Source organism: Pontibacter sp. T17, from assembly GCF_057219875.1.
The window spans coordinates 40,329-52,721 of sequence record NZ_JBXVVW010000002.1 but is presented as its reverse complement, the minus strand read 5'-3'; the positions used below and the strand labels follow the sequence as shown (position 1 = coordinate 52,721).

Genomic DNA, 12,393 nt, shown 5'->3' with positions numbered 1-12,393 from the left:
AAGAAAAGAAAGATGCGGCGTTAGGCTTTGCGCTCTTCGAGTGCTTTTACCAGGCCACCCAGCGTGTGTTGACCACTCTGCAGGGCAGAAACCAGGTTTTGAGCAGGGCTCTGAAGCAGGCCAATGATATCGCCCAGAAGTTCCTTACGGCCCTTCAGTGTAGCGAGCGTATCAAGAAGGTTTGTACCGCCAACAAAGGCAGCTTCTTCTACGTACGCACCTTTTACTCCAGGCTTATTCGTGGAAGCCGCGAAAGACTTGATCAGTTTCGCAGGTTCGTTAGCACTTTCGTTAACGAAGATGAGCGAACTGGGGGTTTTCAGCGCCGAATAAATACCGGTGTAATCACGCCCTTCTTCTGAAGCCACTTTTTCAAGGGCCTTACGAATCAGGGTGTTTTTTGCCATATGCACCGAAAGGTTTTTTTCAAACAGCTTACGGCGAAAGTTGTTCGACTGCTCTACGGTCATCCCACCCATATCTACAATGTAGAAATTGGGCTTGCTTCGGATTTCGTCGGCGAGCTTAGATACAAACTCGAATTTCTCTTGCTTGGTCATGGCGTGTCGGCTTAGAGGCCAGGAACAGTGGTTTTCTCAACTTCAACACCCGGGCCCATAGTAGCCGACAGGTGGATAGACTTAACATAGGTGTCCTTGAGGCCCTGAGGCTTGAGACGCTGGATTACCTGGAGGAGCTCCATAGCGTTTTCAGCCAACTGAGTTGCGCCAAAAGAAACTTTGCCAATAGATGCGTGAACGATACCAGCGCGATCGACTTTGAAGTCTATTTTACCGGCTTTCACCTCTTTCACAGTCTTGCCAACTTCGGTAGTAACGGTGCCACTCTTGGGGTTGGGCATCAAGCCACGAGGGCCGAGAATTTTACCCAAACGACCAACTTTCGGCATCACGTCGGGTGAACAGATGATCACATCGATATCTGTCCAACCACCTTCGATTTTCTGGATATAATCATCCAGACCTACGTGATCTGCACCGGCTTCCTTGGCTTCGGCTTGTTTGTCGGCACCGGTAAGAACCAGTACGCGAACATCTTTACCAATGCCGTGAGGAAGGCTTGCAACACCACGTACCATCTGATTGGCTTGACGGGGGTCAACGCCCAGACGAATCGCGAGGTCTACCGAACCGTCAAACTTGGTGTACGAGGTCTTCTTAACGATCTCGCATGCATCGGCAAGTGCGTAAGCCTTGTTCCCATCAAACAGGGACACGACCTGCTTGTACTTCTTGCTTCGTTTCATGAGAATGATCTCCCTCTATTGTGGTTCGGAAATTAGTTTTTCTCCCAGGGGGCAACACCATCGACCGTAATACCCATGCTACGGGCAGTACCTGCCACCATACGCATACAAGCGTCGAGGGTGAGGCAGTTGGTGTCAGGCATTTTGGTTTCAGCAATGGTCTTCACCTGCTCCCAGGTAACCTTGCCAACTTTCTTGCGGTTGGGCTCAGCAGAAGCACCTTCGATACCGGCAGCCTTCATGAGGAGTACCGGAGCCGGAGGCGTCTTGATGATGAAGTCAAAGCTCTTGTCAGAGTAGACCGTGAGCAGGACGGGCAGTACCTGACCAACCTTGTCTTGGGTGCGAGCATTGAACTGCTTGCAGAACTCCATGATGTTGACACCCTTGGAACCCAACGCAGGGCCGATTGGGGGTGCAGGGTTGGCTTGGCCACCCTTCACCTGGAGTTTAACGTAGGTTTCGATTTGCTTAGCCATTGCAGGAGGCTCTTATTGTAGGCTGTTGAAAAGGGCTTTTACAGACGTTCTACCTGGAGATAGTTGAGCTCAACTGGTGTGTTGCGGCCGAAGATTTTAACAACGACTTTCAGTTTCTTTTTGTCTTCGTTAACCTCTTCTACAACCCCTGTGAAACCAGAAAAAGGACCATCCATTACTTTGACTGACTCGCCAACCATGAATGGATTTTCCATAATCTCACCAGCTTCTGCGAGCTCGTCAACCTTACCGAGAATCTTATTGATTTCGGATTCACGCATAGGCACTGGAGTAGCACCTTTTTCGCTGCCCAGGAAGCCTATCACACCGGGAACATCCTTGATAACCTGGATGATTTCGGACTGAAGTTGGGCATTGATAAGAACATAGCCAGGTAGATAGCTACGTTCGCGTGTACGTTTTTTACCGCCCCTCATTTCAAACACCTTCTCGGTAGGAATGAGGATTTGCAGGATCATAGAACCCAAGCCCAAGCGATTGATCTCGGACTCGAGATACTGCTTGACCTTCTTTTCCTGACCAGTGACGGCGCGGATTACATACCATTGGGCTGCCATAATTCTGCTCTGAATGGTAGGGTAATCAGTTTACGAACGTCTCGTAGAAAGCGCTCAGCAGTCGGTTGAAAGCAAGGTCAATAACCGCGATGACGACAGCGATCAGCAAAGAGGCCACGAGTACCGTGATTGTGTTGCGCTGAAGGCTTTCCGTTTTCCAGGAAACCTTGTTGAACAACTCGTCCGTGTATTCGGAGAAAAACTGTCGAATGCGATTCATTTGATCTTATGTTTTACCGATGTCGGATTATGCACGGGCGGCAGGAATCGAACCCGCAACCTACGGTTTTGGAGACCGTCACTCTACCAGTTGAGCTACGCCCGTGTAAAGGAGCCCTCTGTTGCCAGAGGGCTCACTGAGAAAATTACTCGATGATGTCGGTTACCTGACCGGCACCGATGGTACGGCCACCTTCGCGGATAGCGAAGCGCAGACCTTTTTCCATGGCTACGGGGTAGATCAGTTCAACATTGATTTCAATGTTGTCGCCAGGCATTACCATTTCTACGTTAGCGGGCAGCGTGATGGTGCCAGTAACGTCGGTAGTGCGGAAGAAGAACTGAGGACGGTAGTTGTTGAAGAAGGGGGTGTGGCGGCCACCTTCGTCTTTGCTCAGTACGTAGATCTGACCCTTGAACTTGGTGTGGGGCTTCACGCTGTTAGGAGCGCAAATAACCATACCACGACGGATTTGATCTTTGTCAACGCCACGGAGCAGCAGGCCTACGTTGTCGCCAGCTTCACCACGGTCGAGAAGCTTGCGGAACATTTCTACACCGGTTACAGTAGAAGAGGACTTCTCTTCCTGGAGACCGATGATGTCTACAGCTTCACCTACTTTGATAACGCCACGCTCGATACGACCAGTAGCTACAGTACCACGACCTGTGATCGACATTACGTCTTCGACAGACATCAGGAAGGGCTTGTCGATAGCACGCTCGGGCAGGGGAACGTAGGTATCAACTGCGTCCATCAGGGCCTTAACGGTGTCAACCCACTTGGGTTCGTTGTTCAGAGCACCGAGGGCAGAACCGCGGATTACAGGTACGCTATCGCCAGGGAAGTCGTACTTGCTGAGGAGTTCGCGGATTTCGAGTTCAACGAGTTCCAGCAGTTCTTCGTCGTCTACCATGTCCACTTTGTTCATGAACACTACGATGTAGGGAACACCTACCTGACGAGCGAGGAGGATGTGCTCACGGGTCTGGGGCATCGGACCGTCAGTAGCAGCAACTACGAGGATAGCGCCGTCCATCTGAGCAGCACCGGTAACCATGTTCTTAACGTAGTCGGCGTGGCCGGGGCAATCTACGTGAGCATAGTGGCGATTAGCCGTCTGATATTCTACGTGAGCGGTGTTGATGGTGATACCGCGCTCTTTTTCTTCAGGCGCAGCGTCAATTGAAGCGAAGTCGCGCTTCTCAGCCATACCAGCTTCAGCCAGTACGGAGGTGATGGCAGCCGTCAGCGTGGTTTTGCCGTGGTCAACGTGACCGATGGTACCGATGTTGACGTGCGGTTTGGAGCGGTCAAATGCCTCTTTAGCCATGAGTTTAAAATGTACGAGTTAAACGAAACGGTTACGATCCAGAGCTGTTGATCAGGATTGAACTGACGACCTCTTCCTTACCAAGGAAGTGCTCTACCACTGAGCTACAACAGCTTATAATGCTTTCCGCTTACGCCACACAGGTGAGGTGAAACGGGCTGCAATTATACAACTTTTCCACTATGCTTGCAACAGAAGAAGAAAGTAGCAGCAGAGTGAGGCTAGAATGCAATGGACGGGACTCCAGCAGGGGTAACAATACTGTGCACGCCATCGATACCAAAGAACGAGCGGGAGACGAGGCTCGAACCCGCAACCCTCAGCTTGGAAGGCTGATGCTCTACCAATTGAGCTACTCCCGCGGGGATACTTGGGCAACGAGACACCGATCGGTGGAAGCCCGAGCGGAGCTTCGTCTGGCTTTATAACCAGCCCTAAGAAGTGGGGAGAGAGGGATTCGAACCCCCGAAGGCGGATGCCAACAGATTTACAGTCTGTCCCAGTTGGCCACTTTGGTATCTCCCCAAAAAAGTCAGTTGCTACTGCAAACTGAAAAAACAGGTTTTCAAATACCTCCTGAGCCCCCAGACGGACTCGAACCGCCGACCTACTGATTACAAATCAGTAGCTCTACCAACTGAGCTATGGAGGCCAATTGAAAATCGAGTTGCAAAAGTAGGGGAAGAGTCATTACAGCGCAAGCCCTACTCCCCTGTTTTTTCTTAGTGGAGTGATATCTTGCTGAAAACAAGCACAAAAAAATAAGCCTACTCTCGTAGGCTTATAGTGCTAGTAACGTGACCGCTACTCAATATTCATCTTCGTTGAAAAGAAAATCCTCTTTAGTAGGATAATCCGGCCAGATCTCCTCGATTGACTCATAAGGAGTTTCATCATCAGGTAGTTCCTGGAGGTTTTCTACTACTTCCAGAGGGGCCCCCGTGCGGATAGCAAAGTCGATAAGCTCGTCCCGCGTAGCAGGCCAAGGTGCATCCTCAAGATGCGAGGCGAGTTCCAAGGTCCAGTACATAACTTGGTTCGGTAAAAGTCCTGCAAATATAGAATACCAGTGAGACTAAAAACGTGCGCAAGCAACAAGCTTCACACTGCACAAAAAAAGCTACCACCAGGTAGCTTTTATTTGGTTTATCAGCCCCATTAGTGGCTGCTGCTCTTATAGAGCCAGTAAGCCAGAATAATGATGATGACGAAAAGCGAAACAATCAGGATGATCAGGGTCATCTGGAACTTGTTCATTTTGAAATCAAGCTCAGACTTCTCCTGATACAATTGCTTGTTCTTTTCTATGACCTTTTCTTTTTGGGCTTTGGCTACCTCAGCTTCATTCGCCAGCGTCTCATTGAACTGACGGAGCTGTTCGTTGCTGGCATTGAGCTTAGACTCGAGCTTGTCCGAGACTTTCGTAAGGAACTTGGCCTCGTCAAGTAACTTTTCAAACTCTTCACAAAGAGATTGATAAGCAGTACGAAGCTCCTGCTCTGAGTGTTGACGCTCAAGGAGCTGCCGGGCATTGTTCAGATACTCGGTTTCATTGCCAAAGGCTTCCAGCCGTTTCTTCTTGAGCTCCATGTTACGATCCAGTTAGTTGGTGCAATGATAGGTGTTCGCAGAGGCTATTGTATAGAGAGGGTGCAAAAGTAATAAACGGCAGCGTCAGATTCTACGAACTACTCTGTTAATTACACCGAAACCAGGTCGAAAGGGGCTTCGAGCAGGGCCTTATAGTCTTCCCCGGTTTCTTCCATGTCTTCATCATCGGCGTCATAGCACCAGGTGATGACTACCTCGTGCCCACTCTTATAGAGCTTTTCCAACTTGCGGAAAAGATCCAGAAGGCATTTGGAAGAACTGGTATTGAAGTACTCAAGCTGGAACTTGAAGTTGGTCTTTGGGTTGGGAGACTTAGAGTACTCATCCACCCAATCGAGAATCTTGCGGTAAAACCCAATAGAATCCTCGGGGATGGATCGCCCGCTGATCTCGAAAACGTTGATATCCGCATTCAGGATAACTTTCGGCGTTTTCGGAGTGGGTTCTATGATGAGGTTTCTCATTGTGTGTCGGTGGTTGCGGCTGCCTTTGCTTAAACCCTGGAAACTTTGGCTTCCAGGCTGAAGAAAGAATATTTATCGTTCACAGGGTGAAAATCGAAGCCGAGCTTCTGGCCAGACTTGCGGGCGATATCAATCATGCCCAAGCCAGCAGTGCCTTTCTCAGACATTGGCTCGTTTGCCAGGATTTCCTGATAGAGTTGCTTCAACTCATCGCGATCGCAGTTGTTGACGCGCTCCAGCTTGCGCTTAAGATCACCAATGCGGTCGTTGATGATGTGGTTGCCAGTGATAACGTAGTAGTCTTTCTCTTCTTTGCCAATCATCAGAAGAGCCGTGCGATCGTTGATATCGTCAGCACTTACTACTTCCAGCGTATCCAGGTGGTGGTAGACGTTCTGGAGGCATTCTACCATCACATTGAAGACTTTCTTCTTGATCTTCTTGTCCTCACCGTCGCCGTCCAGCTTATTCTCCATCATGTGGAGGATCGAAGAAACCAAGTCAGCTGTCACCTCGCCCTGATAGACGAAGATGATGTTGTTCAGCTGCATGTTCTTGTAGTAGCTGTATGTCATGTTTTCGGTGTGCTATGTTAGGGTCCTGGTGGTAAGACGTGAGGCTCAGTACACTTTCACAATCAGTTCCAGCGGTACAGAGAGGAGGGCCTTGTAGTCCTCGCCAGTCTCTTCCATGTCCTCGTCGTCCTCGTCGTAATACCAGGAGATGTGTACTTCGTTGCCGTCATTGTGAATCGACTCAAGCTTCTTAAGAAGCTCCAGGATATTCTTGGACGAACTGGTGTTGAAGTACTCAAGTTCGAACTTGAAATTGGTCTTGCTATTGGGGTTCTTCGAGTATTCGTCAATCCAGCCGAGGATACGCTGATAGAAACCCACGGAGTCTTCCGGGATGGAACGGCCGCTGAGCTCGAAAACACCTTCAGCAGGGTCGAAGTAGACCTTGGGGGTCTTGTGAGTCGGCTCGATTTTCAGAGGTTCAAGCATGGCTTCGGAGTGGATTGGGTTTAGATACTGTTCTTGGAGATGCGGGCCTCCAGGCTGAAGAACGTATGATCTGGGTTGATATAGCGAAACTGATAATTCAGTTTGTGTTTTGACTTGCGGCTAAGGTCAAGAATCGCGAGTGTGGTAAGACCAGCCTGTGCAGGATCTTCCTTGGTAAGAAACTCTTGGTAGAGCTGCTTAAGTTCTTCCTGACGCAAACCATTGATCTTATCCAGCGTACGCTTGAGATCCTGAACCTTGTCGTTGTAAATATAGTGTCCAGTCGTGACACAATAAGCATCTTCTTCGCGCTTCACCATCAAAAGGGTCGTAGGATCGAACTTGGGGCGAACCTTGTTGTCCTCATCGGTGTAGACGTTAGTTAAGCATTCAACCATCACGTTGAATACTTTTTTCGAGAGGCGTTTGCTCTGTTTGTCCTCTTCGAGCTTTTCCTCCATGATCTCCAGCACGTGAGTGACCAAATCGGAGGTAACAACGCCTTTGTACATGAAAATGACGTTGTTATCGACCATATCCTTATAGAAAGGATAGGTGATTTCTAGGGGGCCATCTACGGTGCCAGTATTTGCAACCGACTGTTTATCACTCATATAAAGGTGCCCGATACGTGGAGTTGTAAAGCTTTCAAGAGAAGCTGAATGTTGCTTGCGCAATATACGAAGCTTAAAACAAAAAACTAAAACCGCAAGCCAATGAGGATGATATCGTCCACTTGCGATTGAGCGCCTTTCCATTCCTCAAAGTGGCGTTCGAGGATTTTTTGTTGCTCCCGCATGCCTCTGTGCTGGTTTCTGAGCAGAATTTCGCGCAAGCGCTTACTTGTAAATTTCTTGCCCTCAGGCCCCCCAAATTGGTCAGCAAACCCATCGCTGAAGAGGTAGATGGCATCCCCATCCTCAATTCGCAGTTCGTGGTTTGTAAAGTGTCTGACCTCGCCTGGCTCCAGTTCAATTCCACCAATACCAAACTTATCGCCCTTCACTTCATGGATGTCATATTGATGCCACCAATAGATAGGGCGATAGGCGCCGGCAAACTGTATTGTCTTCTTGCCCAGGTCAACACGACATAGGGCGATGTCCATACCGTCTTTGCTGGAAACTTCTTTGATGGTTCCGTCAGCCAGCTTTTCTGTCTGTTTCAGCATGGCGCGCACGCGCACGTGCAGCTGGCTCAGGATTCGCGCTGGCTCCAGAATGCCCATTTCGCTAACAATCTGGTTCAGTAGTGTATTGCCAATGAGCGACATGAATGCACCGGGAACCCCGTGACCCGTACAGTCTACGGCGGCAATAAACACTTTGTCGCCCCGATGCAGATACCAATAGAAATCGCCGGAGACGATGTCGCGTGGCCTGAAGAACAGCATCATTTCGCCAAAAGCCTGCTCCATTAGGTGCTGGGCCGGGAGGATAGACTGCTGAATGCGATTTGCATAACGGATACTCTCTGTGATATCAAGGTTCTTCTCCTCGATTTCCAGCTTCTGGCGCAATACTTCTGCATTCACTGCCTGTAGCGTGGTGTTCTGATCCAGAATCATGCGCTCGGCCTGCTTGTTCTCGGTAATGTCATGGGCGACAGCCAGAATCGTAGCTACTTCATTCTCAAGATTGAGTTCAGGGATAAACTCCACCTGCATGATTCTATCACCCAGAACCGATGGGAACGTGACTTCAGCAGTACGTTTGGTTTTACTTTCCGCAACACCCCGAATACTACCTTGCCAGAACCGTGTCTCATCGGCAGATAACCCCACTTCCGAGAGATTCTTACCAATAAAGAAAGATGGCGCACGTCCCGTGTAACGGGTAATTGTGGGGTTGACGTAGAGGTACTCGCCTTCGATGTTGTAGCGGCTGATGAGGTCAGGTGAGTTTTCGGTGAGCGACTGGAATTGCAGTCGTCGCTGGGCGTTGAAGTCGGCGCGTATGCGCTCAGTTACGTCGCGGGTGTTGACTACGAGGCCATAAATCGAGGGGTCATCCAGCAGATTTTTCCCTAATGATTCAAGGTAGATGATAGTCCCATCCTTACGACGATAGCGGAACTCCACCACACACTCCTCGCCGGGCTTTTCCACCATCTCAGCAAAGAATGCTCTAACCTTTTCCAGATCTTCCGAAACGATGTAGCGGAAGAAATCTGGCAGGTCGGACGGCTTGTACCCTAGGATGCGCTCCATCGAAGGACTCTGATAACGCACCCGTGCATCCTTCTCGAAGATGGAAATGATTTCAGAAGCATTTTCCAACAGGGTAAAGAAGCGCTTCTCGCTTTGAGATAGCTCCAAGGCTGTCTGGTTCAGCTTGCGCATCTGTTGCTCAAGCGCCGTATTAGAGCGCTGCAGTTCCTGCTGAGCCATTGCCATGCTCTCAGCGCTTTTCTCCAGATCCTGAGACCGTTCCTGCAACTCGCCCGAGAGCTGGCGCGATTGTTCCAGGAGCCGCAGGGTTTTCTCGTTTGCCTTTACGTTGGCGATAACCGCTGCGATGTTTTCACCAAGACGTTTCACGAAATCGACCTCGTCTTCGGTAAAGCGGTTGAACGAAGCCAATTCAATTACACCAAAGAGGTTTTCGGCCGAAATCAACGGCACAATGAGGAGCGAACTGGGCGGGGCCTCTCCCAGCCCACTGGTCAGAATGACGTAGTTCTCCGGGATTTGGGTGATATGAATGGTTTCCAGCTCCAGTGCCGCCTGCCCTACCAAACCTTCGCCCAAAGCGAATGAACGGTGCATGAACTTGCGCTTGTTGTAAGCGTAGCTAGAGACAAGTTCCAGACGCGGATCGGAGAGGTTGTCGTCATTCAACAGGAAGATGGCCCCCAGATTGGCCTTGACATACCGGGCGAGGTTGGAAATGACATCGTCGCACAACATGCGAAGGTCAGTGGTACGGCGGAGCACATCACCAAAGCGGGCAAAACCAGCAATTGCCCAGTTACGCCGGGATTCACGATCGGCCATCTCGCGTAGCCGGTCGTTCATGCCCAGAAGGGCTATACTCAGAGGATCTTCGCTCTCAGCCAGCTCTTCGCTTACGGTAAACTTACCCTTTCCGATACGCTGTGCAAGATCTATAGCCTGCTGCAGATTAGTGGTAATGGCATTTACCGACTGACCGATTTCCCCAAGTTCATCGTCGCTTTCGGGCAGGTCGCTGTCTGGAAATTCACCTGCTGCCAGCATTGCCGTGTATGACTGAATCTGGCGGATGGGCCGCACCACGAGACGGGCGAGGTAGTTGCCAATAAAAATAACGAACAGAATAAACAGCAGCAGACTGAAACCTACCAACTGAAAGTAACTGCGGTTGACGACCCGATAGTCCTCTTCTAAAACTGCCAGCGCCTGCTGCCGGCTGTCGACCAACCCACCAACAGAAGAGCTGATTTCGCGTACCAGCGGCCTCAGTCGTGTAGCATACACGCGTTGCGCTTCCGAAGCGGCCACGGTATCAACAAAAGTTGCAGGCGTCGGCACCAGTTTCTGGATGGCGCTGAACTGGCTTTCAAGCTCTACCAGCCGGTATACCAGTTGACGCATCTGCTCACGTTGCAACGGCTGGGTTTCGCGCTGAGACTGCTCAGAAAGCAGTTTCTTCAATGAGGAAAACTCTCGCGGAAGAGTCAGTGAGTTCTGTGCGTTGTACTCCTGGTTGCGAAAGAGCAGCCAAGCCTGCACCTTTGACTCGGCATCCTGTGCCGATTGCCGGGTGCGCTCCAGCACTGCCAGCACGTTGTTCTTCTCAGTTGCAATCTGGCTGGCAATGGTGGCGGCCTTGTCAAACAGCGACAGGCTGGACAGGATCACCACGCCAAACAGCAACACCACCCCAGACAGGGTAATCACCAAGCGGCGGCTGAGGGTACGGTTAAGCATGGTGCAAAGGGAGGTTAGTTCAACTGGGAGAGGAACTGCGAAATCTGGGGTTGCGGCAACACGATATCTACTTTGGTAGCCTGTATGGCGGCATCAGGCATGGTAGTCATGCTACATTCGGCGGGATCCTGCACTATGGTGAGCCCTCCTCTGTCCTTAATGCGCTTGAGCCCAAGTGCCCCATCGCGATTGGCACCGGAAAGTATGATACCAATGGCGTTGGGGCCAAAGATATCAGCCACCGACTCGAAGAGAACATCGATGGAGGGACGTGAATACTGCACCATCTCCGTTACGGCCAATGAAAAGTGCTTTCGGTCCTCTACCAACAGATGATAATTGGCAGGTGCCACATAGGCCCATCCGGGCACAATAGGACTCTTGTCATCCGGTTCGGTAACAGGCAGTGCGCTTTTGATTTCAAGAGCTTCCTTGAAGCCTTCGCGCTTGTCTTTCAGGCGGTGCAGTACCAATACCACCGGCAGGCGGAAGTTCTTGGGCAACTGCTCCAGGATACGTGATACCACAGGGAAGCTGCCAGCGCTGCCTCCTATCACCAGGAAAGAGTACCTGTCTTTATCCCGCAAAAAGCTAGAGAGCGACGTCATGTCGGGCGCTTACAGGTGGGATAATGATCAGAGTTTGATTTTCTTGTAGATCTTTTCAGCCTCGTTGACAGACTCGAACTTATCAGCAATACGGCACCAGATGAGCGACTCTTTGGCTCCCAGCGACAGATAGCCCCCGAGGAACATGGAGTTGTGGAGGAGTTCGAACACCCGGTTTTGCAACTGCTGGTTGAAGTAGATCATCACGTTGCGGCAAAGGATGAGATCGAACTTGAAGAAATGGTGATCAACAGCGAGGTCGTGGTGTTTGAACTTCACATTCTCAAGCAGGGACTTGTCGAAGCGGATTTCATTATCTACAATCTGATAGAAATCTGACAGTTTACCCTTTGCTCCTGAACTGTTGTAGTTGTTGGTAAAGAGGTCGAGGTTGCGGGAAGGGAAACGCGCCTCGGCAGCACGCTTCAATACCGCATGATTGATGTCGGTAGCGTAGATTTTGGCGCGCGAAAGCATACCCTCTTCCTTCAGCATGATTGCCATGGAGAGCACCTCTTCGCCAGTGGAGCAGGCCGCATGCCAGATGTTGAACTCAGGGCGGGTATTGAGCACTGGCAGAATCTGGGTACGCAGCGCCTTGAAGAACGAGGGATCGCGGAACATCTCGGTGGTGTTCACCGTGATGTCGAGAATAAACTGGTCGAAGAAGACGGCATCATGCATCAGCTTCTGGATGAGATGATCCAGTGTCTTAATGCCGTTCTTTTTCAGCACCATGATAATCCGGCGCTTGAACGACGACTGCGCATAATTGCTGAAGTCGAAGCCATACTTCGTAAGCACTGCATCGGTCAGCTTTTTGAGCTCCTGCAGGTCGATTTCGATGTCGAATTCGCTGGTGGGGTTATACATACCGGCGAAGAGTAAGGTTAGTTGATGGGTTGTTCGTCAGAGTGTT

15 protein-coding genes and 5 tRNA genes are annotated in these 12,393 nt (G+C 50.5%); all 20 read right to left on the bottom strand.

The genetic code is table 11. The annotated features are described in order from the left end of the window. Nucleotides 1-20 precede the first annotated feature (20 nt). Complete coding sequence (gene rplJ, locus AC2D8O_RS08160; RefSeq protein WP_484678326.1) at nucleotides 21-560, bottom strand: 50S ribosomal protein L10; 540 nt, start codon at nucleotides 558-560, stop codon at nucleotides 21-23. 11 nt (nucleotides 561-571) lie between these two features. After that, nucleotides 572-1,267 carry a 50S ribosomal protein L1 gene (rplA, locus tag AC2D8O_RS08155; RefSeq protein WP_484678325.1) on the bottom strand — a complete coding sequence of 232 codons (696 nt, stop codon included), beginning with the start codon at nucleotides 1,265-1,267 and terminating at the stop codon, nucleotides 572-574. A gap of 32 nt (nucleotides 1,268-1,299) precedes the next feature. Continuing rightward, nucleotides 1,300-1,746 carry a 50S ribosomal protein L11 gene (gene rplK / locus AC2D8O_RS08150; RefSeq protein WP_484678324.1) on the bottom strand — a complete coding sequence of 149 codons (447 nt, stop codon included), beginning with the start codon at nucleotides 1,744-1,746 and terminating at the stop codon, nucleotides 1,300-1,302. A gap of 38 nt (nucleotides 1,747-1,784) precedes the next feature. After that, nucleotides 1,785-2,324 carry a transcription termination/antitermination protein NusG gene (gene nusG / locus AC2D8O_RS08145; protein ID WP_484678323.1) on the bottom strand — a complete coding sequence of 180 codons (540 nt, stop codon included), beginning with the start codon at nucleotides 2,322-2,324 and terminating at the stop codon, nucleotides 1,785-1,787. Nucleotides 2,325-2,349: 25 nt separating this feature from the next. Continuing rightward, nucleotides 2,350-2,544, bottom strand: coding sequence for a preprotein translocase subunit SecE (secE, locus tag AC2D8O_RS08140; protein ID WP_484678322.1), 195 nt, complete (start codon nucleotides 2,542-2,544; stop codon nucleotides 2,350-2,352). Nucleotides 2,545-2,576: 32 nt separating this feature from the next. Next, nucleotides 2,577-2,649: transfer RNA gene (locus tag AC2D8O_RS08135), tRNA-Trp, on the bottom strand. Nucleotides 2,650-2,689: 40 nt separating this feature from the next. Beyond that, a complete protein-coding gene (tuf, locus tag AC2D8O_RS08130; protein ID WP_484678321.1) occupies nucleotides 2,690-3,877 on the bottom strand; it encodes an elongation factor Tu in 1,188 nt (395 codons plus the stop codon). Between the two features lie 42 nt (nucleotides 3,878-3,919). After that, nucleotides 3,920-3,991: transfer RNA gene (locus tag AC2D8O_RS08125), tRNA-Thr, on the bottom strand. Between the two features lie 175 nt (nucleotides 3,992-4,166). Beyond that, a tRNA-Gly gene (locus tag AC2D8O_RS08120) sits at nucleotides 4,167-4,239 on the bottom strand. A gap of 80 nt (nucleotides 4,240-4,319) precedes the next feature. Further along, nucleotides 4,320-4,402: transfer RNA gene (locus tag AC2D8O_RS08115), tRNA-Tyr, on the bottom strand. 54 nt (nucleotides 4,403-4,456) lie between these two features. Next, a tRNA-Thr gene (locus AC2D8O_RS08110) sits at nucleotides 4,457-4,529 on the bottom strand. Between the two features lie 156 nt (nucleotides 4,530-4,685). Then, nucleotides 4,686-4,907: a DUF2795 domain-containing protein gene (locus AC2D8O_RS08105; protein WP_484678320.1), complete on the bottom strand. Its 222-nt coding sequence runs from the start codon at nucleotides 4,905-4,907 to the stop codon at nucleotides 4,686-4,688. 128 nt (nucleotides 4,908-5,035) lie between these two features. Further along, nucleotides 5,036-5,467 carry a hypothetical protein gene (locus AC2D8O_RS08100; protein WP_484678319.1) on the bottom strand — a complete coding sequence of 144 codons (432 nt, stop codon included), beginning with the start codon at nucleotides 5,465-5,467 and terminating at the stop codon, nucleotides 5,036-5,038. 110 nt (nucleotides 5,468-5,577) lie between these two features. Continuing rightward, nucleotides 5,578-5,952, bottom strand: coding sequence for a DUF1987 domain-containing protein (locus AC2D8O_RS08095; RefSeq protein ID WP_484678318.1), 375 nt, complete (start codon nucleotides 5,950-5,952; stop codon nucleotides 5,578-5,580). 29 nt (nucleotides 5,953-5,981) lie between these two features. Then, nucleotides 5,982-6,527: a SiaB family protein kinase gene (locus AC2D8O_RS08090; protein WP_484678317.1), complete on the bottom strand. Its 546-nt coding sequence runs from the start codon at nucleotides 6,525-6,527 to the stop codon at nucleotides 5,982-5,984. Nucleotides 6,528-6,572: 45 nt separating this feature from the next. Further along, nucleotides 6,573-6,956 (bottom strand): DUF1987 domain-containing protein, encoded by a 384-nt coding sequence (locus AC2D8O_RS08085; RefSeq protein ID WP_484678316.1) that lies wholly within the window; start codon nucleotides 6,954-6,956, stop codon nucleotides 6,573-6,575. Nucleotides 6,957-6,976: 20 nt separating this feature from the next. After that, nucleotides 6,977-7,633: a SiaB family protein kinase gene (locus tag AC2D8O_RS08080; RefSeq protein WP_484678315.1), complete on the bottom strand. Its 657-nt coding sequence runs from the start codon at nucleotides 7,631-7,633 to the stop codon at nucleotides 6,977-6,979. 23 nt (nucleotides 7,634-7,656) lie between these two features. Beyond that, a complete protein-coding gene (locus AC2D8O_RS08075) occupies nucleotides 7,657-10,866 on the bottom strand; it encodes a PAS domain S-box protein (protein ID WP_484678314.1) in 3,210 nt (1,069 codons plus the stop codon). Between the two features lie 14 nt (nucleotides 10,867-10,880). Then, nucleotides 10,881-11,474 (bottom strand): chemotaxis protein CheB, encoded by a 594-nt coding sequence (locus tag AC2D8O_RS08070; protein ID WP_484678313.1) that lies wholly within the window; start codon nucleotides 11,472-11,474, stop codon nucleotides 10,881-10,883. A 27-nt stretch (nucleotides 11,475-11,501) separates the two neighbouring features. Next, the gene (locus tag AC2D8O_RS08065) at nucleotides 11,502-12,347 is read right to left on the bottom strand and encodes a CheR family methyltransferase (protein WP_484678312.1); all 846 of its coding nucleotides are present in this window, start codon (nucleotides 12,345-12,347) and stop codon (nucleotides 11,502-11,504) included. Between the last annotated feature and the right edge of the window lie 46 nt (nucleotides 12,348-12,393).